16 protein-coding genes and 2 pseudogenes are annotated in these 23,337 nt (G+C 71.4%); 4 read left to right on the forward strand and 14 right to left on the reverse strand.

Going from position 1 to position 23,337, the window contains the following annotated elements:
- Positions 1 to 73: 73 nt before the first annotated feature.
- The 4 genes from yjfF to IF00_RS0101760 all read right to left on the reverse strand — a co-directional run bounded on the left by yjfF (position 74) and on the right by IF00_RS0101760 (position 4,809).
- Complete coding sequence (yjfF, locus tag IF00_RS0101745; protein ID WP_030313372.1) at positions 74 to 1,072, reverse strand: galactofuranose ABC transporter, permease protein YjfF; 999 nt, start codon at positions 1,070 to 1,072, stop codon at positions 74 to 76.
- Positions 1,069 to 2,184, reverse strand: coding sequence for an ABC transporter permease (locus tag IF00_RS0101750; RefSeq protein WP_030313374.1), 1,116 nt, complete (start codon positions 2,182 to 2,184; stop codon positions 1,069 to 1,071). Before IF00_RS0101750 ends, yjfF begins: the two co-directional genes overlap by 4 nt.
- Positions 2,181 to 3,740 carry a sugar ABC transporter ATP-binding protein gene (locus IF00_RS0101755; protein WP_051819600.1) on the reverse strand — a complete coding sequence of 520 codons (1,560 nt, stop codon included), beginning with the start codon at positions 3,738 to 3,740 and terminating at the stop codon, positions 2,181 to 2,183. Before IF00_RS0101755 ends, IF00_RS0101750 begins: the two co-directional genes overlap by 4 nt.
- Positions 3,741 to 3,807: 67 nt before the next feature.
- Positions 3,808 to 4,809: an ABC transporter substrate-binding protein gene (locus IF00_RS0101760; protein WP_030313377.1), complete on the reverse strand. Its 1,002-nt coding sequence runs from the start codon at positions 4,807 to 4,809 to the stop codon at positions 3,808 to 3,810.
- A 445-nt stretch (positions 4,810 to 5,254) separates the two neighbouring features.
- Here IF00_RS0101760 and IF00_RS47960 point away from each other — a divergent pair.
- Positions 5,255 to 5,813 (forward strand): annotated as a pseudogene (locus tag IF00_RS47960) (hypothetical protein); the annotation flags it as partial.
- Here IF00_RS47960 and IF00_RS0101765 read toward each other — a convergent pair.
- A complete protein-coding gene (locus IF00_RS0101765; protein WP_030313378.1) occupies positions 5,794 to 6,807 on the reverse strand; it encodes a LacI family DNA-binding transcriptional regulator in 1,014 nt (337 codons plus the stop codon). The pseudogene IF00_RS47960 and the gene IF00_RS0101765 sit on opposite strands and share 20 nt — an antisense overlap.
- Positions 6,808 to 7,169: 362 nt before the next feature.
- Between IF00_RS0101765 and IF00_RS0101770 the strand changes: the two genes are divergently transcribed.
- Positions 7,170 to 8,135: a glycoside hydrolase family 6 protein gene (locus IF00_RS0101770; protein ID WP_030313380.1), complete on the forward strand. Its 966-nt coding sequence runs from the start codon at positions 7,170 to 7,172 to the stop codon at positions 8,133 to 8,135.
- Between the two features lie 95 nt (positions 8,136 to 8,230).
- Positions 8,231 to 9,511: a glycoside hydrolase family 6 protein gene (locus IF00_RS0101775; RefSeq protein WP_030313382.1), complete on the forward strand. Its 1,281-nt coding sequence runs from the start codon at positions 8,231 to 8,233 to the stop codon at positions 9,509 to 9,511.
- Positions 9,512 to 9,667: 156 nt separating this feature from the next.
- On the opposite strand, the pseudogene IF00_RS46685 reads toward IF00_RS0101775, so the two are convergent.
- The 7 genes and pseudogenes from IF00_RS46685 to IF00_RS0101810 form a co-directional block, all read right to left on the reverse strand.
- A pseudogene (locus IF00_RS46685) lies at positions 9,668 to 10,056 on the reverse strand (universal stress protein); the annotation flags it as partial.
- A 77-nt stretch (positions 10,057 to 10,133) separates the two neighbouring features.
- Complete coding sequence (locus IF00_RS0101785) at positions 10,134 to 11,774, reverse strand: SulP family inorganic anion transporter (RefSeq protein ID WP_245234391.1); 1,641 nt, start codon at positions 11,772 to 11,774, stop codon at positions 10,134 to 10,136.
- A 59-nt stretch (positions 11,775 to 11,833) separates the two neighbouring features.
- Entirely contained in the window at positions 11,834 to 12,514 is a 681-nt protein-coding gene (locus IF00_RS0101790; protein ID WP_030313388.1) for a GAP family protein, read from the reverse strand.
- 7 nt (positions 12,515 to 12,521) lie between these two features.
- A complete protein-coding gene (locus IF00_RS0101795; protein WP_030313394.1) occupies positions 12,522 to 13,874 on the reverse strand; it encodes a DUF1254 domain-containing protein in 1,353 nt (450 codons plus the stop codon).
- 14 nt (positions 13,875 to 13,888) lie between these two features.
- Entirely contained in the window at positions 13,889 to 15,202 is a 1,314-nt protein-coding gene (locus IF00_RS0101800) for a DUF1254 domain-containing protein (protein ID WP_051819602.1), read from the reverse strand.
- A gap of 119 nt (positions 15,203 to 15,321) precedes the next feature.
- Entirely contained in the window at positions 15,322 to 16,668 is a 1,347-nt protein-coding gene (locus tag IF00_RS0101805) for an MFS transporter (protein ID WP_158710418.1), read from the reverse strand.
- Positions 16,669 to 16,670: 2 nt separating this feature from the next.
- Positions 16,671 to 18,083 carry an alkyl sulfatase dimerization domain-containing protein gene (locus IF00_RS0101810; protein ID WP_051819604.1) on the reverse strand — a complete coding sequence of 471 codons (1,413 nt, stop codon included), beginning with the start codon at positions 18,081 to 18,083 and terminating at the stop codon, positions 16,671 to 16,673.
- Between the two features lie 169 nt (positions 18,084 to 18,252).
- Here IF00_RS0101810 and IF00_RS0101815 point away from each other — a divergent pair, with 169 nt between their 5' ends.
- A complete protein-coding gene (locus tag IF00_RS0101815; protein ID WP_051819609.1) occupies positions 18,253 to 19,491 on the forward strand; it encodes a PucR family transcriptional regulator in 1,239 nt (412 codons plus the stop codon).
- Positions 19,492 to 19,644: 153 nt separating this feature from the next.
- Here the strand turns inward: IF00_RS0101815 and IF00_RS42490 are convergent, their stop codons facing one another.
- Together IF00_RS42490 and IF00_RS45515 are read right to left on the reverse strand one after the other, a co-directional pair.
- Positions 19,645 to 23,016 carry a S8 family serine peptidase gene (locus tag IF00_RS42490; protein ID WP_051819611.1) on the reverse strand — a complete coding sequence of 1,124 codons (3,372 nt, stop codon included), beginning with the start codon at positions 23,014 to 23,016 and terminating at the stop codon, positions 19,645 to 19,647.
- Entirely contained in the window at positions 23,013 to 23,312 is a 300-nt protein-coding gene (locus tag IF00_RS45515; protein ID WP_030313406.1) for a sulfurtransferase TusA family protein, read from the reverse strand. Before IF00_RS45515 ends, IF00_RS42490 begins: the two co-directional genes overlap by 4 nt.
- Positions 23,313 to 23,337 lie beyond the last annotated feature (25 nt).

Here is a 23,337-nt window from a genome sequence, read left to right on the forward strand (position 1 = left end):
GGGATGGCCCTGCCCCCTCCCTGGCCGCGTTCGTACGCGGAGGACGGCCCGGGATTCGCTCTCGGCGAGGGGTCTATTCCACCTGGCGCGATCCTCCGAAGAGGCGTTGGAGGAGGATGAAGACGAACAGCAGACCGCCGATGACGATGCGGGTCCACCACGAACTGAGCGTGCCCTGGAAGCTGATGATGGTCTGGATCAGGCCGAGGACCGTCACGCCCAGGGCGGTTCCCAGGACGAAACCGGAACCACCCGTCAGCAGCGTCCCGCCGATCACGGCGGCGGCGATGGCGTCGAGTTCCATGCCGACGGCGTGCAGGGCGTAGCCGGACAGCATGTAGAAGGTCAGCAGCAGACCGCCGAGGGCGGAACACAGGCCGCTCACGGCGTACACCGCGACCTTGGTGCGCCCTACGGGCAGGCCCATGAGACGGGCGGAGGACTCGTTGCCGCCCAAGGCGTAGACGGTGCGGCCGAAGCGGGTGTGGTGGAGGACGACGAAGGCGAGTGTCAGCACGACCAGGGCGATGATCACGGCGGGTGAGACGAACAGGCCCCCGGGCAGGAGCACCCGCGTCTGGGCGATCCGCGTGGTCGTCGGGTCGGTGAGGGAGATGGACTCGGTGCTGATCATGTAGCAGAGGCCGCGGGCGAGGAACATGCCCGCGAGAGTGACGATGAAGGGCTGGATCTCGAAGGCGTGGATCACCCAGCCCATGAGGGCGCCGCCCCCGGCTCCCACCAGCAGGACCACCGGCACCGCCAGGGCGAGCGGCAGGCCGTTCTGTTCGACGAGCCAGGCCGTCAGCATGGTCGACAGGGCCACCATCGAGCCGACCGAGAGGTCGATCCCGCCGGTGAGGACGACGAACGTCATGCCGATCGCCACGACGAGCAGGAAGCCGTTGTCGATCAGGACGTTCAGCAGGACCTGCGCGGAGAAGAAGCCTTCGTACTGCACGGAGCCGATCGAGAACATCGCGACCAGCAGCGTGGCCGTCACCATGAGCGGCAGGCGGGCGGCGTGCCGTGCCGAGAAGCGGTGGAACGGCTTGGCGAGGGGGGTGCTCACGGGTGGACCTCCTGCCGGCGGGCCGTCAGGTCGCCGGCCGCGGATGCCGGGTCCGGGGCGGCCGTTCGGCGACGGCGTGAGAGTCGCGCGCGGAACGCGGGCGACTGGACGAGACACACGACGATGACGACCAGGGCCTTGAAGACGAGGGTGGTCTCGGGCGGTACGCCGAGGGTGTAGATCGTGGTCGAGAGGGTCTGGATGATCAGCGCGCCCAGGACCGTCCCACCGAGGGAGAAGCGACCGCCCGTCAGGGCGGTGCCGCCGATGACGACGGCGAGGATCGCGTCCAGTTCGATCCACAGGCCGGCGTTGTTGCCGTCCGCACTGGACACGTTGGAGCTGATCATCAGGCCCGCCACCGCGGCGCACACGGCGCTGACGACGTAGACCATGACCAGGAGGCCGACTGCCCGGATGCCGACGAGTCGGCTGGCGACCGGGTTGCCGCCCACCGATTCGATGAGCAGCCCGAGCGCGGTCCGCCGGGTGACGAGGGAGGTGACGGCGACAAGGGCCGCGGCGAGGAGGACGGCGAAGGGGAGGGTGAGCCAGTAGCCGCCGCCGATCATCTTGTAGGCGCTGCTGGACACGCTGATGATCTGGCCGTCGGTGATCAGCTGGGCCACGCCGCGCCCGGCGACCATGAGGACCAGCGTGGCGATGATGGGCTGGACGCCGAGCCGGGCGACGAGGAAGCCGTTCAGCAGTCCGATCGCGGCGGCCACGCCGACCGCCAGCGCGATTGCGGACAGGACGGTGGACAGGCTCCCCGGGTCCTTCGCGGTGGTGATGTGCTCGCACGCGAGGGCGCCGGCGATGGCGACCGTCGAGCCGACCGAGAGATCGATGCCCCGGGTGGCGATCACGAGCGTCATGCCGAGCGAGACGAGGATCAGGGGGGCACCGAACTGCAGGATGTCGATCAGGCTGCCGTACAGGTGTCCGTTCTGGACGCGGACGGCGAGGAAGTCATGGGTGAACACGACGTTCCCCACCAGCAGGGCGGCCAGCACGGCGGCGGGCCAGAACAAGCGGTGCTCCATGAGCCGCCGGGTGCCGGGCGCCCGGACCGGGCGCCCCCCGGCGCCGGTGTCGTCAGGTGGTGTCATGAGGTGGCTCCGGTGGCGATGGCGCCCAGGATCCGGTCGGGCGTCAGGGTCGTGTCGTTGGGGAGGGTGGCGACGAGCCGGTGGTCGCGCAGGACGCCCACGCGGTGGCTCAGCCGCAGCACTTCCTCGAGTTCGGCGGAGATGAAGAGGACCGCTGTGCCTTCCGCGGCCAGGCTGGTGACCAGTTTCTGGATCTCCGTCTTGGCACCGATGTCGATGCCCCTGGTGGGTTCGTCCAGGATCAGCAGCTGGGGGTCGGTGAGCAGCCATCGGGCGAGCAGCACCTTCTGCTGGTTGCCCCCGCTGAGGTTGCGGACCTGTGCCTCGGGGTCGGCCGGGCGGATGTCGAGAACCTCGGTCCACCGGGCGGCGATCTCGTCCTGCCGGGTGCGGGAAAGGGGTTTGGTCCAGCCGCGTGCGGCCTGGAGGGCGAGCACGATGTTCTCGCGGACGGTGAGTTCGCCGATCAGACCCTCCGCCTTGCGGTTCTCCGAGCAGAAGGCGATCTTGTGGGCAATCGCGGCGCGCGGCGAGCGCAGGACGGCGCGCTTGCCGTCGATCCGCAGCTCGCCTCCGTCGGCGTGGTCGGCGCCGAAGAGCAGCCGGGCCGCCTCGGTGCGTCCGGAGCCGAGGAGCCCGGCCAGGCCGATGACCTCGCCACGGTGAATGTCCAGGTCGTAGGGCTGGACGGCACCGGCCCGGGCGAGGCCGCGGGCGCTGAGGAAGGACGTGTCCCCGGAACCGGTGCCGGCCGTGGGGCCGGTGTGGGATGTCTCGGCCAGTTCGTCCAGGATGCGCAGTTCGCTGCCGACCATGCGGTGTACGAGGGTGACGGGTGTCAGCTCGTCGATCCGGTACTCGCCTTCGAGGCGCCCGTTGCGCAGGACGGTCACCCGGTCGCACAGGTCGAAGACCTGGTCGAGGAAGTGGGTGACGAAGAGGATCGCGACACCCCGGTCGCGCAGTCTGCGGACCAGGGTGAACAGCTGGGCGACTTCGTCCCGGTCGAGGCTGGAGGTGGGCTCGTCGAGGATGAGGACCTTCGCCTTGACGTCCACGGCCCGTACGATCGCGACCAGTTGCTGGACGGCGAGGGAGTACGTGCCCAGCGGCATGCGGACGTCGAGGTCGAGTTCCAGTTCGGTGATGAGCCGTGCCGCGCGTTCGTGGAGGGCCGACCAGTGGACCAGCCCCAGGCGCCGGGGTTCACGGCCGATGAGGATGTTCTCCGCGACCGAGAGGTTGGGGCACAGGTTCACCTCCTGGTACACCGTGCTGATTCCGGCGTGCTGCGCTTCCAGCGGTTCGGCGAATCGCTGGAAGCTGCCGTCGACGGAGACCGTTCCCGCGTCGGGCGGGTGGACGCCGGTGAGCACCTTGATGAGGGTCGACTTCCCGGCGCCGTTCTCGCCCATCAGGGCGTGGACCTCGCCGGGGAAGAGGCGCAGATCCACGCCGTCGAGGGCGAGGACGCCGGGGAACACCTTGCGGATGCCCTGGGCCTCCAGGACCGGCCGGTCGGTGCGGGTGGGTGTGGGGGTGGGTGGGACTGCCATCCGCCCTCCTCTCCTGAGGGGTCGGGGGCGGCGCGAGGACCGCCCCCGGTCTGGTGCGGGCGTCGGGTCAGTACTGGCGGCCGGGCAGGGCGGCCGCGGCCTGGTCCTGGGTGAAGACGCCCTCCTTGACCTCGACCCGTCGCGGGACGCTCTCCCCCGCCGCGACCTTCTCGGCGAGTTCCATCAGCTGGTCGCCGAGGAGCGGGTTGCACTCGACCACCACGTTGATCTTCTTCTCCTGCATGGCGACGAAGGCGTCCTTGATGCCGTCGACGGAGATCACCTTGATGTCGGTGCCCGGCTTCCTGCCCGCCTCCTCGATGGCCTGGATGGCGCCCAGGGCCATGTCGTCGTTGTGGGCGTACAGGACGTCGATGTCCTTGTGGGACTTGAGGAAGGCCTGCATGACCTCCTTGCCCTTGGCGCGGGTGAAGTCCCCGGTCTGGGACGCGACGACCTTGAACTTGGAGTCGCCCTTGACGACCTCGGCGAAGCCGGCCTTGCGGTCGTTGGCGGGTGCGGAGCCGGTGGTGCCCTGGAGCTCGACGACGTTGACCGGTTCGGAGGTCCCCTCGTACTCCTTCACGAGCCACTTGCCGGCCTCCTGCCCCTCCTTGACGAAGTCGGAGCCGAGGAAGGTCCGGTAGAGGGAGGTGTCCTGCGAGTCGACCGCACGGTCGGTGAGGATCACCGGGATGCCGGCGCTCTCGGCCTCCTTGAGGACGGTGTCCCAGCCGGACTCCACCACCGGGGAGAAGGCGATGACGTCCACCTTCTGCTGGATGAACGTGCGGATCGCCTTGATCTGGTTCTCCTGCTTCTGCTGCGCGTCGGAGAACTTCAGCGTGATGCCGGCCTTCTCGGCCGCCTCGCGTACGGACTTGGTGTTGGCGGTGCGCCAGCCGCTCTCGGCTCCCACCTGGGCGAACCCGAGCACCAGCTTGCCGTCGGAGGAGCCCTTGCCGGTGCCGCCGGTGGTACCGGTGGGCGCGGGCTCGGTGGTGCAGGCGGTCAGCACACCAGCGGCCAGAACAGCGGCGGTGATGACACGGAGGGCTCTGTGGGCCATGTCGTGGTTCCTTTCGGGACGTGCGTCGTACAGGGCGGTGCCCTGGAGGGGCGGGGCCCGGCGAAGGTGTGGCTGCGCAGCAGTGGTTGAGCTGGGCGGAGGCGGAGTGCGCCTAGGCCCCCGACGACCGGTGGGCTGCCGAACGCGACACATTGTGAGCGCTAACAGACTCGTAACTCAAGGGCTCGTACGGCCGTTACCTTTTTTGATGCGGAGTGACGAGTCGCGGCGCATCGAGTTCCGCCTCAAGGATGTGAGCGTTAACAGAGCCGCTGAGGGCCGTTCGACACAGAAGACCCCGCAGAATGCGGCCCGTTGACACGCCCCACCACGCTTCGTATCGTCGCGACACAATTTCGAACGACGACCGAAATATCGAACGTCAGGAGTCGCCCCATGTGTTCCACTCCGACCACTGCCCAGGGCAGCTTCCTGTGAGCCGCCGGGGGTCCTCCCCGCTCGTCTCCTGCACACCCTCGCGCCGGACGCCGATCTCACCGCCGCCGCGTTCCTCGAGCCGGCCGCCTGCGCGGCCGCCGCTGTCCTGAAGGCGCGCCCGCTGCCCGGTTCACGGGTGGCCGTCATCGGCTCCGGCGCCCTCGGGCTGCTCGCCGTACAGCTCCTCTGCGCCTTCTCCCCGAGCGAGCTGACCCGTCGTCGGTACGAGCCCCGACCGAGCCGATCTCTCCCGTCGCTTCGGAGCCACCGCCTACCGGACGTGGGACCGCGCCTCCGGTCTCGCGGACTTCGACGTGGTGATCGACGCCGCGGGCGCGCCTTCCCAGAGTGGGAGCGCTCCCAAAAGGTGGCGTCGAAACCCTGCCGCCACCTTGACGGTCTGTCAAGCCGGCTGGCAGGGGGCAGGCCGTACGCGGGGCGCGGGTGAGCGCCGAAGGGCGCACGGGCCAGCGGGGAAGGGGGGCGCACGCAGAGCGCGGGCCGGAGCACGGGGCCGTACGCCAGGCCCGGTCGGGAGGCGGTTCGTCAGGCGCTGGCGCGGGTGACCAAACGCGTGGGGAGGATCAGTGGGGTGGGGGCCTGCCCGTTGATGAGCGCGACGAGCATGCGCGCCATCTCACGACCGAGACCCTCTACGGGCTGATGCACCGTGGTCAGCGGCGGATCGGAGATCCTGGCCACGGCCAGGTCGTCGAAGCCGATCACGGCGACGTCGGCGGGGACGCGGCGGCCGGCATCACGCAGTGTGCGCAACGCCCCGGCCCCCATGTTGTCGCTGGCGGTGAACACTCCGTCCAGCTCCGGGTGCCGCGCCGACAGCGCCGCCATGGCGGCCGCGCCGCTCGACTCGGTGAAGTCACCGGCTTCCGGCGGATACGGTTCGAGGCCGGCCGCCAGCATGGCGTCCTGGTAGCCGCGGTAACGGGCGCGCCCCACCTCCGTGTCCAGCCGCCCGCAGATCGTCACGACCCTGGTCCGGCCGAGCGAGATCAGGTACTCGGTCGCCGCGCGCGCTCCTCCGAGGTTGTCCACGTCCACATACCAACGCGGGTCCAAACCGACCGGGCGCCCGCCGAACACCACGGGAATCTCCGTCTCTTCCGCCATGCGGGCCAGCGGATCGTCCTCGCGCAGCGCCATCAGCATCACTCCGTCGGCCCCCTTGGACCGGAGAAGCTGCTCCACGCGCCGGCGCCCCCGGTCGGAGGCCGCCAGACACAGCATCAGGTGTAGTTCGGCCTCCTCCAGCGCGGCCGAGGCACCCACGATCACCTGAGCGAAGAACGGGTCCGCGAAGATCGACGGATCCTCTCCCGAGACGACCAGGGCGGCCGCACCGGTCTGACGGGTCGCCAGCGCCCGGGCGGTCGGATTCGGCACGTATCCGAGTTGAAGGACCGCCCGGGCGACGGCCTCGCGTTTCGCGCGGCTGACGTGCGGGGCGTTGTTGAGCACACGCGAGGCCACCGATCGCGAGACTCCGGCCAGTTCGGCCACCTCGTCGAGTGTCGACTGCCGGTTCGGCACACCTTGCGCCATGAGCTGCCCTCCTCACTCCATCTGAACACCTGGAAGGCTGGAAGCGCTTCCAGTTTCAGGACTGTAAACCCTTCCCCTCGTCCTGTGAAGTGCTGTTCAAGTGGGCGCACTTGACAGTCTCGATGGACGCATCACACGATACGGCCACACCTCGGCCCCACAGATCGTGGCCTGGGAACGCTTCCAGTGGGAGCGCTTCCACTGGCTCCTGTGCGTCCGGAGTGCGCTGGTGTCCCCGCCGGTGCGCCGCCTCCGTGAGCCGCCGCACCGAGAACTTCGTACCACCGCAATTCCTCACCGCGTCGCACCGCTCGGGACGAGAGCGGTCGACGCGTCCGCCGTCAGGAAATCGAGGTACAGCCATGCGCCGCAGAATCCGCGCCCTCGTCGCAGCCCTCTCCGCACTGCCGTTGGCGCTCGCCGTCGCCCCGTCCGCCCACGCTGCGGATCCCACCACCATGACCAGCGGGTTCTACACGGACCCGGACTCCAGCGCGAGGAAGTGGGTCGCCGCCAACCCCGGCGACGGCCGATCCCCCGCGATCAACACCTCCCTCGCCAACACGCCCATGGCCCGCTGGTTCGGCGCCTGGAGCGGCACGATCGGCACCGCGGCGGGCGCGTACGTCGGCGCAGCGGACTCCCACGACAAGCTGCCCGTCCTGGTCGCGTACAACATCTACCTCCGCGACTCGTGCGGCGGGCACTCCGGAGGCGGAGCCTCGTCGGCCTCCGCCTACGCGACCTGGATCGCGCAGTTCGCCGGCGGAATCGCCAACCGCCCGGCCGTCGTCGTCCTCGAACCCGACTCCCTCGCGGACTACGGCTGCCTGAACCAGACCCAGATCCGCGAACGCCAGGGCATGATCAGCGGCGCCCTCGCCGAGTTCAACCGCCAGGCCCCCAACACCTGGGTCTATCTCGACGCCGGCAACCCCGGCTGGGTGAGCGCGGCGACGATGGCCCAGCGCCTCCACGAAGCCGGGCTCCGACAGGCGCACGGCTTCTCCCTCAACATCTCGAACTACTACACCACCGCCCAGAACACCGCCTACGGCAACGCCGTCAACAGCGAACTGGTCGCCCGCTACGGCTACACCAAGCCGTTCGTCGTCGACACCAGCCGCAACGGCAACGGCTCCAACGGCGAGTGGTGCAACGCGGCCGGCCGCCGCATCGGCACGCCCACCCGGCTGGGCGGCGGCGCCGAGATGCTGCTGTGGATCAAGGCCCCGGGCGAGTCCGACGGCAACTGTGGCGTCGGAACCGGTTCCACGGCCGGCCAGTTCCTCCCGGAGGCCGCCTACAAGATGATCTACGGCTACTGACATCCGACTCCTGTGGCCCGGTATCCGCCGCCCCCGCGACCGGGCCACAGGCACCACCGGCCCTCCTCGCCCCATCCCTCCGACCAGGAGCCCCCATGAATCCACGCAGCCTCCGGCGCCGTACGACCGCCGCCCTCGCGGCGCTCGCGGCCTGCGCCGCCCTCATCGCGACGCAGGCGCAGGCGCAGGCCGCACCCGTCGCGGACGCGCTCACCCCGGCCACGAGGTTCTACGTGGACCCGCACAGCAAGGCCGCCAAGCAGGCGCTCACCGACCTCGGGAACGGCGACTTCGCGAACGCCCTGAACATGGCCAGGCTCGCGAGCTGGCCGCAGGCCGATTGGTTCACCGAAGGCACACCCGACGAGGTCCGGACCAAGGTGAGAAGCCTCGTCCGCGAGGCCCGGCTGGTGAACCGGACGCCGGTCCTGGTCGCCTACAACGTGCCGGGCCGGGACTGCACCCAGTACTCCAGCGGCGGCGCCGCGTCCTCCGCCGCCTACCGGCAGTGGATCGACGCCTTCGCCGCCGGCATCGGCGACAGCAAGGCCGTCGTCGTGGTCGAGCCCGACGGCCTGGCCCTCCTCCCGAGCGACTGCGGGCCGGGCGTGGACCCGACCGGCGAACTCACGGCGACCCGCGTCGCCGACCTCGCGTACGCCGTCAGGACCATCAAGGCCAAGGCCCGCACCGCGGTCTACCTCGACGCGGGCAACGTCCTGTGGCGGCCCGTCGGCGACATGGCGCGACGACTGCTCGACGCCGGTGTCCAGGACAGCGACGGCTTCGCCCTCAACGTGTCCAACACCCACCCCACCGATCACAACGCGCGCTACGGCAGCTGGATAGCCAAGTGCATGTGGTTCGCCACCGAAGGACCCGAGCACGCCCGCGGGCACACCGACTGGTGCGCCACCCAGTACTACTCGCCCGCCGCGCCCAACGACGGCGCCCCGGGCAACGCGGTCGACTCCGCCGACCCGGCCACCTGGCGCTGGACCGACGCCTGGTTCGACCAGAACGTGGGCACCCCGCCGAACGACGCCCTGCACCACTTCGTCATCGACACCAGCCGCAACGGTCTGGGCGCCTGGACCCCGGAGCCCGGCAAGTACACCGGCGACCCTGAGATCTGGTGCAACGCGCCCGGCCGCGGCCTCGGCGCGCGCCCGACCGCCGACACCGGTGTCCCGCTCGTCGACGCCTATCTGTGGGTCAAGATCCCCGGCGAGTCCGACGGCAGCTGCACGCGCAACACCGGCGGCACGATCGACCCCGAGTACGGCATCGTCGACCCGCCGGCCGGCACCTGGTGGCCCGACCAGGCCCACTCGCTGGCCCGCAACGCGGCACCGCGGTTGACCTTCAATCGCTGAGTCCCGCTCAGCCCCCTTCCACGTCGGCCACGTCGGCCACGTCGGCCACGTCGGCCACGTCGGCCACGTCGGCCACAGCAAGCCTCCTGCTCGCGGCCGGCCTCGCGCGGAAGCAAGGCGCGTGACCGGCCCCGCCGGCTGGCGGTTCGTCGCCCGTCAGCCGGTACGACGCGGAAGAGGAGGAGGCGAAGTGGGCGGTCCCGGCGGCGGTTCGGGCCACACGAGCGGCACCGGGCAGGGGGCGTGGTCGACGACGAAGCGTGCGGCGGGACCGAGGCTGTGCGGTCCGAGGTGGGCACGGTCGCCGTCCCGGGCCAGGATCAGCAGGTCACACCCCTCGGCCGCGGCGACGACCTCGCACTCGACTCGTCCGGTGGGCTCGGTACGCGTGCAGGGGCGCCCCAGACGGTCGGCGGCATCCTGGAGGAACTGCCGCGCGGAGTCGGCCGCGAGGTGTTCCAGGTGCGTTCCGGGGTCCCTCCCCCAGCCTTCGGCAGGGCGGTTCCCCGAGGGTGGCCACGGCCCATGAGCCCGGCGAAGGCGCCAGTGGGCGTGTCCTCCTTCGGGAGGGCTACCCACCTGGTAAGTGCTCACAGGTGTCTCAGCGCACCTCGCTCACCTGTCAGTCCCGGCCGGGGGCTCGGTCCGGTGAAGCGATCCAGGCGCGCGCGCCGGACAGGGCTTGGTCGAGGGGGTCGAAGAGGGCGCCTCCTGCCGGGACGATGCCGCCCGGGCCGAGGTCCCGGTCGAGACCGGCGGCCTTCAGTGAGCGGGCGAGGCCCGGTTCCACGCCGGCGAGGATCAGCCGGCCGCCCGACCGGTGGAGGTCCTGGGCGTGGCGGCGAAGGACCTTGGTCATGGTGGACGACGGCACGTCGGGGACGCCCCGCATGGCCAGGATCAGCACGGCGCCGCGGGCGTCGTCGGTGGGCGGCAGCGACTTCTCGATGCCGGGGAGTTCGGCGAAGAAGCCGACGCCGTCGTAGTAGAGGACGGTGACCTCCCCGGACGGCAGGCGCTCCGGGACGTCGTCGGGGCGCCAGCGGCCCCGGTCGTCGGGGACGAGGGCGACGAGGCGGGCGCGGCGGGCGGCCTGGACGCAGTACAGGAACAGGGAGAGGACGGCGCCGAGGACGATCGCCTGCTGCAGGGGGAGCTGCGTGGTGGCGAGGAAGGTGAGGATCATCGCCGCCGACGACAGGCGGGAGGTGCGGAGCACCAGGCGGATGTCGTGGCGCTTGCCCCAGATCAGCTCGCCGCCGACGACGAGGATCAGGCCGCCGATGACGGGCATGGGGATGTGTTCGGCGAGCGGGGCGCAGACGAGGACGATCAGGGCGAGCAGGACGCCGGAGAGGATGCCCGCCCAGCGGGTGCGGGCGCCGGCGGAGACGGCGACGCCGGTGCGGGACAGGGAGCCGCCGGAGGGCAGCGACTGGAAGAGGCCGCCGGCGAGGTTGGCGAGCCCCTGGGCGGCGAAGTCGCCGTTGACGGAGGACTTCGAGCCGTCGGGGTTGGGGACGGACGGGCCGATGCTCGCCGCTTGAGCGAGGCCGACGAGCGCGACCGCGACCGCGCCGCCGAGCAGGTGCGGCACGGCGGACGGGTCGGGTGCGGAGAGGCCGGGGAGGGCGGCGGGGATGTGGGCGATGCCGCCGACGAGTTCGACGTTCGTGCCGAGCAGGGCGACGGCCACGGAGGCGGCGACCATGGCGACGAGCAGGGCGACCGGTTCCAGGCGTCGTACGAGACGGGTGGCCGCCCATACGGCGATCGTGGCGACGGCCACGAGGGTCGCGGCGAGGTGCCAGTCGGCGATGTGGGCGATCCAGTCGCCGAGTTGGACGAGGCGGTTGTCACCCTCCGGTGTGTAGCCGGTGGCGTCCTTCAGGACACCGGTGATGATCTGGAGGGCGATGCCGGTGGAGAAGCCGGTCATGACTGCGTTGGAGACGAAGCTCATGACCACACCCAGCCGCAGCACGCCCATCAGGAGCATCACCACGCCCGCCATGAGGGTCAGGGTGGCGACGTTCCCCGCGTCCTTCGGGTCGAGGCCGGCGTCCGAGAGCACGCTCTGCGAGGTCAGCGCGAGTGCGCTGGTCAGAGTGGTGACCATGAGGACGGTCCGGGAGGTCAGCGAGCCGACGATCGCCGGAACCACGCCCGCGTAGAGTCCGGCGACCGGGTTGAAGCCGGCGATCGCCGCGTACGCCATGCCCTCCGGGATCGAGAAGAGCCCCGTCACCAGCCCGGAACCCACGTCCGCGGGCTTCGGGCGGCCGAGACGGCGCCGGAGCCGACGAACGGGAACGTGCACCTTCAGCCCGCCAGACCGCTCACCGCGTCGCCGACGTACTTGGCGCCGAGGACGACCAGGACCGTGGTCATGATGGCCGCGTTGTGGGCGGCCATCCATGCCTTCCACTCACCGAGCACCTTCACCGACTCATCGCCACCGAGGAGGTAGACGCCGAGCGGCAGCAGGGTGCACAGGGACGCGATCAGCACCATCAGGACGGCGGCGACCGTCTTGCCGCCGGCCGAGGCGGTACTGGCGGCGATGGAGACGGCGCCGCCGACCGCCAGGACCAGGTTCTTGGGGTTGGCGACGGCGAGCGCGGCGGCGAGTCCCGCCGACTTGACCGGGGTGAAGGTGTCGATCGCCTTCATCCAGGCCGGCGGCTCGGCCGCCCGACCCTCCCGGGGCCGGTCCTTCCACTGCTTGACGCCCATGATCAGGAACAGCACCCCGAGGCCGAGCTTCAGCCACAGCGTCCAGGAGGCCGGCCCGTCGTCGCCGCCCGAGGCGTCCCCGCCCGAGCCGGCGAGGACGACCATGGTGACGAGCGCCGCGAGCGAGACCACCCAGCCCGCCGTGAAGGCGACGCCGTTGCGCCGGCCCTTCGGGGTGGCCAGCATGAGGATCACGGCGATCAGCGGAAGGGGGCTGATGGCGATGCCGACCGCGGAGGCGAGCATCCCCCCGATGGCGTCTCCCATCGCTACCTCACTTCCTTGCGGTGATGGGCGGAAGCCTGTAGGTGCCGTCGAGGACGGACGGGCCGGGCGTGTAGAGGCGGATCATGGGGCGGAAGTCGCCGGCGGGAGCGGGCAGCCAGTTCGCCGCCTCGGCCGGGTCCTCGGGGCGCTCGCGCTGGATGACGACAGTGAGGGATCCGTCCTCGCCGTACACGAGGCCGGGGGTGCGGTCGCCGAGCGAGTAGCGGCCGACCGGGTTCTCGACGAGGTAGTAGTCGGGGGTGTCGTACATGGTCACCGACCAGAACGACTCGACGGGCGGCTGCTCTTCGAAGCGCAGGGTGTAGGACCGGGATCCGTTCAGCTGCTCGCCGTCGGCGTCGGTGAAGGTGTGCGCGTACACCGCTTCGTAGCCATGGTTGCCCCACAGCGCGGAGCGTGCCGCACCGGCCCGGACGAGGTAGGACGCCTCACGGTCGGCGATCCGCCACTGCGGGGTGTCCAGGGTTCCGACGCCGAAGTGGTCGAGGTTGTAGTCGAACAGATGCGGGTTCATCACCCAGGCGCCCGGCGGACGTTCTCCTTCGGCGGGCGGATTCGCCGCTGCCTCGACGCGCGCCTTGCCGGTCGCGAGCCCCTCGGTGAGGGCCTTGACGAGGGCGGGTTCGGCGTTCACGTACGGCGAGGGTCCCTCTTCGAGGAGGCCCAGCGGCTGGAAGCGTTCCTGGTGGTCCTGGTCGGGCCCGGCGGGTGGGAAGTCAGCCATCCACACGCGCAGCTGCTCGTAGAAGCGCAGCTCTTCGGGGGCATCGGGATCCGGGGTCGGCAGACCGGTCCGGTGGGCTGTCTTGTCGAGCGGGGTGAGCGTGAGCTGTTGTTGGAGGGCCTGCACGCGGGGCATGTCCTCAGGGCCGTCGCAGGCGTTGCGGCCGACGATGGAGATCACGGCGGTCGGGGCGTCGATCACCCCGCGTACCCCGTCGGGAGCGGTGCCGGACCAACCGGGCGGAGTGATGAGCCAGTCGCCTTCCTCCGTCCCGGTGGCGCGCTGTCCGAGGTACGCGAAGTTGCTGCTCCACACGTCCACGAACTGCAGGACGTAGTACGCGCCGGCGGTGTCCGGCACGTGGAGCAGGACCGGGCCGCCGGAGAGGTCGACCTGAGCGATCGAGTAGACGGTGTCGTTGTTCACGGACACGAAGTGGGCGTCCGGGGTGGCCAGTTTCGTGGAGTGGCCGAACCGGTTGAAGGGAGTGGGAGGCAGCGAGCCGAAGCCCTTGTGCATGAAGGCGGAGATCATCGATGCGTCGAAGACGAGGGGGTAGCCGTAGACGTACGCGTCTGCGGCCAAGTCGGCCAGGTTGTCCGTCCGGTGGGGCACGACGGGGTCCTCTCTCAGGCTTCGACGCTCAGGGCGGGCAGGGTCCAGGAGCCGTCGAGTACGGAGGCGTCGGGGCCGTACACGCGGATGGCGATGGTGAAGGGCCCGTCGGGCGCGGGCAGCCAGTTCGCCGCCTGCTTCGGATCGGCCGGGCGGCCCTTGCTTACGTACAGGGTCAGGCCGCCGTCGTCGTCGTACACGAGGCCCGGGGTCCGGTCGCCGATCGAGAAGCGGTCGATCTCGTTGGCGACGAGGAGCCGCTCGGGCAGGCGGTACATCGTCGCCGACCAGAAGTAGCGGGCCGGCGGCAGCTCCCCGGGGGCGAAACGGATGACGTGGTCGTGCGTGGAGGCGTTCGGCGGCCGGTTTCCCTGGTCGTCCCCGGCCCAGCCCGCGTACCAGGCCTCCGCCGCCGGCAGCCCGTAGAGGCCCTTGTCGACGCCGACCGCGCGGGTCAGGTAGTCGGTGCCGTGCTCGGCGCGGGTGCCGAACCAGTGGGTGGAGTCGACCGCGTCCTTCTTCGCCTCCTCCAGGCGGGCCTGGGCGTCCTCGATGCCCTGCTGGATCGCGGCGCGGATCTCCGGCTTCAGCGCGGCGGGCTCGAACTCCCCGCTGCCCCGCACACCGAGCGCGGCCAGCCGGCCGCGCAGTTCCCGCTCGGTGCCCAGGACGGGGAAGAACTGGAGCAGGAAGTCCAGCAGGGTGAAGAACTCGACGGTGTCGAGATCCTCCTCCCGCCAGACGGGCCAGACCGGTTCCTCGTCCGGCGGCGGCGGGGTGGTGCCGGTGAACTCCGACAGCGGGCGCAGCCGGTACTGCTCCTGGATCTCCCGCAGGGCCGGTACGTCGTCGGGACCGGCCAGATACGTACGGCCCAAGATCCCGACGAGGAAGGTCTCGGCGCGCAGCACGCCCGCGATGCCCTCGGGGACCACGCCGTCCCAGCCGGGCCCGGCGACCAGGTAGTCGCCCGCCTCCGAGCCGGTCGTGCGGGCGCCGATGTAGCCGACGTACGAGGTGTCCAGGTCGTGCAGGGGCAGGACGTAGTACCGGTCCACGGCCGGAACCGACACCACATGGGGCTCCGCCCTCAGGTCCAGCCACGCCCACGAGTACGGGGTGTCGTTGTTCGGGGTCACGACGTCCGTGTTGGCCGGGGTGAACGGCTCCGAGTAGTGGCGGAAGCGCCCGAACCCGCCCACGTACCGGGGGTCGTCCGGGTCGACCGCCTGCGGATACATCGTCCGGTAGTTCTGCAGGAGCGCGTATCCCCAGATCCAGCCCTCGGCCGCGGCGCTCCGCGCCTCCTCGACGGTCAACTCCGGCACACCGATCTCCTCACCCGTTTAATACGTTTTGCCATAAACTTCCACACTCGTCTCCGGGGCGCATCCGGAACTTCCCCAGCGCCCCGTCGCGGTCTGCGCCGGGCCGGCGGGGCGCGCCCTCAGTGGACGACGGGGGCCGCTGCGCCCGGTGACTCCGGGACGCCGAGCCGCTCGGCGTCCCTTTCAGGGCGCATGAAGCACGCCGCCAGGAGGCCGGTGAACAGCAACAGGGCCGCCGTGACGAGCCAGCCGTTCTCGTAGCCGGCCGTGGCCGTCGCCGCGCTGTCCACGATCCGGCCGAGGACCAGGGGCGAGACGATGCCGCCGAGGGCGAAGACCGCCACCAGGGCGCCGAGGACGACGCCGCGCTGCGAGGGCGGTGTGATGCGGGCGATGGCCGTCTGCGCGGCAGTGATCATGACCAGGGCGACCGCCATCGGGCCGAACATCATCGGGACCTTGATCCACAGCGTGTCGACGGTGGCGAACACGGTCACCGCGCCCGCCGAGGCCACCAGGAGCAGACCGGCGCCGGCACCGGCCGGCAGCCTTCCGCCCGTTCCGCGCAGAGCGGCTCGGCGGGCCAGCAACCCGTGCGCCAGGAGGACCGCGCCGTTGGCCACGGCTCCCCCGCCGACCGCGGCGGCGGCCCGGTCGAGGTCCCAGCCCACCACGGTCTGGAGATAGTCCGGCAGCCAGGTGAGTTTGGCGCTCATCACCCAATAGGCGGCGAACGCGCCCAGTGCCGCCGTGACGAAAGTGCCGGAGAGGAAGACGGCGCGCAGCGGTACGTCCGCGGCCCCCGAGCTCCCCTCCGTAGAACGCGCGTCACGGCCCACCGGCGGGGCCAGCGGCCCCTCCTTGCCCTTGACCCTCCACACCGCCACCCACAGCAGGCCCGCGAGCCCGGCCGCCCCGAACGCCCAGCGCCAGCCGAAGTGGGAGATCACCGCACCGAGGGTGGGCGCCGCCACCGCCACCCCCGCCGCCGCGCCCACCATGAGGATGGCCGTCGGCAGCGTGCGCTCACGCTGCTCGAACCAACCGTGGACGTGATGGACCGCGACCGGGGCCGAGGGCCCTTCGGCGAAGCCGAGCAACACCCTGGTGGCGATCAGCGTCGCGAAGCCCGCCCCACCCCAGAGCATCGGCAGCTGGGCGGCGGCCCACAGCACGCCCATCACCAGGAGCAGCACCGACGTGCGCACCTTGCGGGTCAGGAACGAGACGCCCAGCGCGGAGAGCGAGAAGAGGCTGAAGAACGCGGCCTGGGCCGTGCCGAACTCCTGGCGGGTGAGTCCGAACTCCTTCATGATCTCCGGCCCGGCCAGCCCCAGGACGGCCTTGTCGGCGAAGTTCACCAGCATGAAGACCAGCAGGAGCCAGGTGGTCGCCCATGCCTGCCGGCCACCTGCCCTCGGGGCCGTCGGGCTCGCGCCCCGCATCATCGCGGTCGCTGCGTCCACGGTCACACCCCTTGCTCTGCGATGTCGTCCATGGCGGCGGCGCAGCCGCAGCTGTCGTCGTCGACGACGCCCACGCTGATGACGCCCGCGGCTCGTCGCCGCCCTTCGTCGCTGCGTGTCAGCTCGGTGGCGACGTCGGTGCCCTCCGCCACGGCGGCGGACTCCGCGGCGGCCCAGTTGAAGACGCCGCGCGCCATCGTCGAGGTCTCCGCCGCTGCCCGACGGGTGAAGACCTCGGCCCGGATCCGGGCCACGTCGGGGTCGGTGGGTGCGGCCAACGCGGCGGTCTCGGCCAGGTGCGTCGCGAGACGCAGCTCGCCGCGGGCGAGCAGCCGCCCGGCCCGGTCCGCGAGCGCCCGAGCGCCGCCGGCGGCCTCGGCGAGTTCGGCGGCCAGCGCGGCTTCGGGGGCCGGCTTGAGGTTGGCGGGGTTCTGGTCGTACCAGCCGCCCCACAGTCGCCACAGGTTCCGTACGACGAACTCCGGCTCGTCGTACGCGGGGTGCAGATACGGCTTGTCCAGCAGGCCGGGCGGGACCTTCACGCCGTGCAGCACCTCGTCGAGGCGGGCGCCGGCATTCATCAGGTCCCGGGTCTGGGTGCACAGGGATTCGAGCAGTTCCGCCGTGTCGCCGAGGGCCAGGCGGATGCGGCCGGCGCCGAGGATCGGCACGCCGTGTCCGGGGAGCAGGACCTCGGCGCCGAGCTCCTGCATGGCGCGCAAGGCGGCCGCCCACTCCACCGGGTAGCGCTGCACCTTCTGCGGGTTGCCGGCGTTGGGCGAGTTCCAGATGAACAGGTCGCCGGTGCACAGGGTCTTCAGCTCCGGGATCCACAGGTAGGTGTGGTCGTCCGTCTCGCCGCGGGCGTGCACCAGCTCGAAGGTCAGCTCTCCCCTGCGCAGGGTCAGCCGGTCGCGGTAGGTGGTGTCCGGGTAGCGGTACTCCGTCGGCCAGTTCAGGGAGGGCACGCCGAACTGGCGTCGGTTGATCCAGGTGTTGTAGCCGGCGGTCTCCCGGTAGCGGTCGAAGCGGGCCGCCACCGCCTCGTGCGCGACGACTTCCGGGAGCGCCGTGCCGGCGTCGGCGGCCTCCTGGTCGAAGGGGCCCACACCGAAGACGTGGTCCACGTGACCGTGGGTGTACACCATGGTGGTCACCGGCGCCCGGGAGCGGCTGCGCACCGCGTCGTACAGCTGGGACGCCGTACGGAAGTCGCCCGAATCGACCAGCACCAGCCCGTCCCCAGTGTCGAACACCGCTACGTTCGCGAAGGCCGGGAAGAAGCCGGTCCGCTCGGCGACCCGCACGAGTCCGCCGCCGGCGAACTCCCCCGTGAAGTGGGCCAGCAGAGACTCCTCCCCGCGCCAGACCCGGTCCGCGTACTCCATGTAACCGCTGGAGTTGTGTTCCGTCATAGTTTCCGGCTCCTCGCACGTCACCCCGGGGAGCGCGTCCCGCGCCTCCCGTGTGGCCCTCTGGTGTCTGTAGAGTCTGCGTCGGAGGCTGGCGGGGGGATATCCGCAGCCTTCACAGTCGTTCACGCCCTGTGTTGTGATCCGTCACATCTCCCCGGGAGGAGCATCGGTGCCGAGCACCCCGCCGTCCGCACCCGACGACGGCCGTCCCGCCCTCTCGCCCGCGGCCCGGGCGCTCGCCGCCCGGTGCGAGGGCCGCGTCAACGAGCTCGCCCGCCGCATGGCCCGTGAATCGTTCGAGCGGCTGCCCGGATACAGCGAACTCCCCACCGACGTGAAGGACGTGGAGGTCGCCGCGACGGTCCGGCACGGGCTGCGCCTCTTCCTGCACCGCGTACGCGACGGGCGGAACGACGCCGGGGACTACCGCCTCTTCCGGGAACGCGCCGCCCAGCGCGCCGACGAGGGGATGCCCCTGCACACCCTGCTGCGCAGCCACTCCACCGCCGTCCACGTGCTCTGGCAGGCCCTCAGGGACGAGACCGCGGTCGGAGAGGAAGGCGCGCTCCTGGAACTCGTCGACCTCCTCCTCCGCAGCCACGAGGCCGTCATCGGAGCCGTCGCCGAGACCTACCTCGACGAGCAGGCCGCGCTAGCCGCCGAACGCCGCGAACACCACCGGTCCCTCGTACGGGGCCTGCTGGACGGCTCCCTGCCCCCCGCGCGGGCCTTCGAGGAGCTGAGACTCGAAGGCCCCACCCTCGTCGTCCACCTGTATGTTCCGTGCGAGCGGGATCCCGATGCCTCGGCCGTGGCGGAGCGCCGCCGGACGCGCCGCGTCCAGACCGTCCTGGACCGCACCTTCGACGCGGGGGCCGCGTCCCTGCTCGGCGCCGACGGCGGACACGTGATCGCCCCTCGGCGGCCGGACGACACCGACGGCGTCCGTGCCTGCGAGGAGCTGACCGTGCGGCTCCGGCAGGCCTGCGGAGACGACGTCCGCGTGGCCGCGGTCACCGCCGCCACCCCCCGGGACGTGCCGACCGCCGCACGCACCGCCACCGACATCGTCCGGGTCGCCCGCGCCTGCGGACGACCCGCCGGCGTGCACCGCATGGACGACGTCCTGCTGGAGTACCACCTCTCCCGACACGACGAGAGCAGCGACCGCATCGCCGCTCTCCTCGATCCCCTCGGCGCCCGGCCCGAACTCATCGAGACCCTGCGCGTCCACATCGAGCACCGCCACGAACGGCGCAGCACCGCGCACCGGCTCGGGTTGCACCCCAACACCGTGGACAACCGGCTGGCGAGAATCACCGAGCTCACCGGCCTCGACATCGCCTCCCCCCGCGGAAACGCCCTGGCCCTGGCCGCCCTGCTCCTGCGCGACGACGCTCCCCGGTGACCCTAGCGGGCGCGGGGATCGCGGTCGCGCGTGACGGAGGCGGTGCCGCGGCCGGGTCCACCGGGTTCGACACTCCCTCCCCGTAGAGGCCTCGCCCGTACACACGCCGAAACCGGCGCCCCGATCAGGACCGGGACGCCGGCGCGGCGCGCGTCAGCGTACGGGGATCGCCCGCGGAAGGGACAGGTCGAGCGAACCGCCCGCGCTGTCCCGCGCGGTCAGCCGCAGCCCGAGGAATCCGCCGGACACCAGCGAGGACGGCGGGGCCATCACGTGGTAGCGCCCGCCGTGGCCGCCGAGCGCCGGGGTCGGTGTCCAGGTCTCGCCGCCGTCGGCGGTGACCCAGGCGCGGACGTCGTCGAGCCGGCCCTGGGCGCCGGTGAGCTGTGCCGTCACGTCGAGGAGGCGGCCGGGACGGGCCCGGTTGAGGTCGTCGAGCGGGGCGTCGAAGGTCGCGTTCAGCAGCCCGACCGGGGTGGCCTCGGTGCTCGCACCGCCGCCCGCGGAGAACTTCCAGGTGGCGGTCCCTTCTCCGCCCATGGGGAAGACGCCCTGCGAGGTGAAGGAGCGCGTCAGCTCGTACGAGGCCGGGCCGGCGTCCGTGAACGTCTCGTCGATCGTGCTGCCCTTGTCCGCGACGAGGACGCCGTCGCGGTACAGGCGGGTGGTGGAGGACCAGCGCTGGGGGACGTTGAAGTCACCGTACGTGCCGCTCCGGCCGACCGCGTTGACACTGTCCTTGAACGCCAGCTGGAGCCGCGCGCCGGTGACCTGTCCACCGGCGGCCATCGAGAGGGGGCCCTCGAAGTAGGTGGCCCTGGTGGTACGGCCCGGGGTGTAGGTGAACTTCTGGGGGGTGTAGTCCATCACCACGTTCGCGACACGGCGGTAGCTGAAGCGCAGCCAGGCGACGCCCTGCGCGGTGATGTACTCGACCCGGGAGCGAGGCACGGTGAGACCGGAGGGAGAGGTGACGTTCAGGTCGGTCAGGCCGGTGCCGTACGGGGTGCTGCCTTCCTGATACCGGAGGCTCTCGTTCATGCCTCGGTGGGTGGTCCTCACCTTCGCGAGCTTCTCGATGTCCAGGTCCGTCAGGGCGTGCCGGGGGTCGGCGGGCACGTTGTCGGCCGTGAACGCCAGGTCGTACAGCGCGGAGCTGTCACCCGCGTAGTGGTCGCTCCGGGCGTCGGCGAGCCGCCAGTGCTCGTTGAACAGGACGGTGCCGAGGTGGGCGTCGGTGGTGGGGGTGATCCACAGGGCGTCGGTGCCGAAGGCCCCGTAGGCGCCGCCGACCACGATGGTGCGGGTCAGCGCGTACTTTCCGTCGTCGGTGCCGCGCCGCACGTTGGCCGTCAGGGACTCCTGCCGGGTGTCGCGGCCCTTCACGGAGGCGTTCCAGGGCCGGCTGGTGCGGGCGTCGAAGACGACGGCGTCCTGGTCGGCCGCCACGTCGGCGCTGACGACGGCGAGCTGGTTGACCCCGTCCGTCCGCATGGAGAGGGAGGCGAGGCCGATGTAGCGGCCGTCGGGAACCCGGACGGTCGCGGTCCCGCCGGTGCCGATGGGGAAGGTGTACGTGCTGCCGTTGTCCGTGTTCAGTAGGGACACCTGGCCCGCGGTGGGGTTGCCGGCGCGGTCGAGATTGCTGACGGTGAGGTTCTTGGCCCGGTCCAGGACCAGCGGTATCCGAAGTCCGCCGGTGCCGCCGGTGGCCGTGAGCGCCCCGGAGTACGCCCCGGTCGGGGTGCCGTCGGCGTTCACGGTGAGGGTGGCCTTCGTGGCACCGCCGGCGGGGAGTTCGACGTGGGACGGGGAGACAGTGATCATGCCGGCCGGGGTCTGCGCGCCGGCGGTGGCCAGGGTGGCGCCGAGGTCGAGCGTGGCCGCCGCCTCACCGGTGTTGGTCAGTTCGACGGTGCGGGTGATCGGTCCGCCGTCGGCCCCCGCCTTGCCGAAGTCGACCGCGCCGGTGTCGGCCACGACGGTCTGCCTCAGCGCCGCGTCGAGATTCATGACGCCGCTGCCCACCTCGTGGACGCCCTGGTTCGCGGCCGGTGCGGTCGCCGTGGACATCAGGGTGTGCTTGAGCCGGTCGGCCGACCAGTCGGGGTGTTCCTGGGCGAGCACGGCGGCGGCTCCCGCCACGTGCGGGGCGGCCATCGACGTACCCGAGAGGGCGGTGTAGCGGGGGTCGGACTGGATGGTGCCGATGGCGACGCCCGTGGCGCGGGCGGCGACGACGTTGACGCCGGGGGCCGCGATCTCGGGCTTCACGGTGCCGTTGAAGGACGGGCCGCGCGAGGAGAACGACGCGGTGCCGCCGATGAAGTCGACGGCGGCGACGGAGAGGGCGTGCGGGGCGATGGAGGGCGCCGAGACCGTGGAGACGCCTGGGCCCTTGTTGCCCGCGGACACCACGAAGAGGGTGTCGGAGGCGGTCGCCAGGCCCTCCAGGGCCGTGGTCACCGCGTCCGCGCCGTTGGTCGCGCCGCTGCCCAGTGACATGTTGACGACCTTCGCGCCCTGCGCGACCGCCCACTCCATGCCCGCGATGACCTGCGAGTCGGAGCCGGATCCGTCGTCGCCGAGGACCTTGCCGACGATCAGATCGGCGTCGTAGGCCACACCGGAGCGAACGCCTGGGGCACCCGTCCCGCTGCCCGCCACGGTGGCGGCGACGTGCGTGCCGTGTCCCACCTTGTCCAGGACGCCGCCGCTGCCGGTGAAGTCGGCGGTGGCGCTGATGCGGCCTTCGAGGTCGGGGTGGGTCTGGTCGGCGCCCGTGTCGAGGACCGCCACCTTGACACCCTTGCCGGTACGTCCGGCCGCCCACGCCTTGTCCGCGCCGACCTGGGTGAGGTTGCGGTCCAGGGCGTCGGCCTTCACCTTGCCGTCGAGCCAGATGCGGCTGATGCCCTTGAGCTCGCCGGCGTCGGCGCCGAGGACGCGCGGCGCCGTGCCGCCCGCGGCGGGGGTCGCGTCCGCGAGTTCCCTGCCGACCCGGTCCGCCTCGTTCTTGTCGAGGACGGCGGTACGGGCGTGCAGGGTGGCGAACTTCCGCTTGGCCGGCAGCAGTCCATCGGCCTTCAGTGCCTCGGGCTCGGCGGTGGCCGCGTGCTGCACGATCAGCGGCAGGGAGTCGCGGTGCGCGTCGTCGAAGCCGTCGCGGATCAGCGCGCTGACGTTGAAGAGCTCGGGATCGAGGACCGTGCCGACCTGGCCGATGACGTCACTGGGATAGAAGTACGCGTCGCCGCCGTCGTCGCTGCGGGTGAGGATCCGGCCGGGTGCCGCGCCCTCCGGCGGGACGGCGGTGTACGACGTCGTCCCGTCGGGGGCGGTGGCCACGGTGATCCGGTCACCGGTGATGAGGGTGACGGATGCGGAACGGGCCGGAACCTCGGTCAGGGCCGGGGTGGCGACAGTAGTCTCGGGCGTCGGTGTGGCAGCTGCTCCGAGCGGCTGCGCGCAGAGCAGGGAAGTGGCGAGTACCAGGGTCAGTTGCGCGCGATAGCGGCGTCTCACGAGATCTCCGGAAGGTGGATGGAAGCGACGTGCGGTTCGGTGTCGGCAGGCACGCGCAGCAGGAACGAGGTGGTGTCCGCGGTCTTCTCGGTGGCCAGGAGCGTGCTGCCGGAGGCGGCGCACCAGCCGGGGAGCGCGGCGCTCACGTGCCGGTCGGCGGTCACCACTTCGAGAAGGCTCTCCGGCGGCAGGTCGTCCAGGCGTCTTTCGAGCAGTGCCTGTACGCGATGCCACGGCTCACCACCCGCGTCGACGACGGCGGTCACGGTGCCGTCCGCACCGGTCGTGGCATGCATGGGGCTCCCCGCGTTCGGTCCGGAA

This window comes from Streptomyces flavochromogenes (assembly GCF_000717595.1).
Classification (GTDB): Bacteria; Actinomycetota; Actinomycetes; order Streptomycetales; family Streptomycetaceae; genus Streptomyces; species Streptomyces flavochromogenes.

Excerpts from the sequence above, each read along its gene's own strand:
- IF00_RS0101750 (WP_030313374.1), bottom strand. The coding sequence starts at position 2,184 with ATGACACCACCTGACGACACCGGCGCCGGGGGGCGCCCGGTCCGGGCG.
- IF00_RS0101755 (WP_051819600.1), bottom strand. The coding sequence starts at position 3,740 with ATGGCAGTCCCACCCACCCCCACACCCACCCGCACCGACCGGCCGGTC.
- IF00_RS0101760 (WP_030313377.1), bottom strand. The coding sequence starts at position 4,809 with ATGGCCCACAGAGCCCTCCGTGTCATCACCGCCGCTGTTCTGGCCGCT.
- IF00_RS0101765 (WP_030313378.1), bottom strand. The coding sequence starts at position 6,807 with ATGGCGCAAGGTGTGCCGAACCGGCAGTCGACACTCGACGAGGTGGCC.
- IF00_RS0101770 (WP_030313380.1), top strand. The coding sequence starts at position 7,170 with ATGCGCCGCAGAATCCGCGCCCTCGTCGCAGCCCTCTCCGCACTGCCG.
- IF00_RS0101775 (WP_030313382.1), top strand. The coding sequence starts at position 8,231 with ATGAATCCACGCAGCCTCCGGCGCCGTACGACCGCCGCCCTCGCGGCG.
- IF00_RS0101790 (WP_030313388.1), bottom strand. The coding sequence starts at position 12,514 with ATGGGAGACGCCATCGGGGGGATGCTCGCCTCCGCGGTCGGCATCGCC.
- IF00_RS0101810 (WP_051819604.1), bottom strand. The coding sequence starts at position 18,083 with ATGACGGAACACAACTCCAGCGGTTACATGGAGTACGCGGACCGGGTC.
- IF00_RS45515 (WP_030313406.1), bottom strand. The coding sequence starts at position 23,312 with ATGCATGCCACGACCGGTGCGGACGGCACCGTGACCGCCGTCGTCGAC.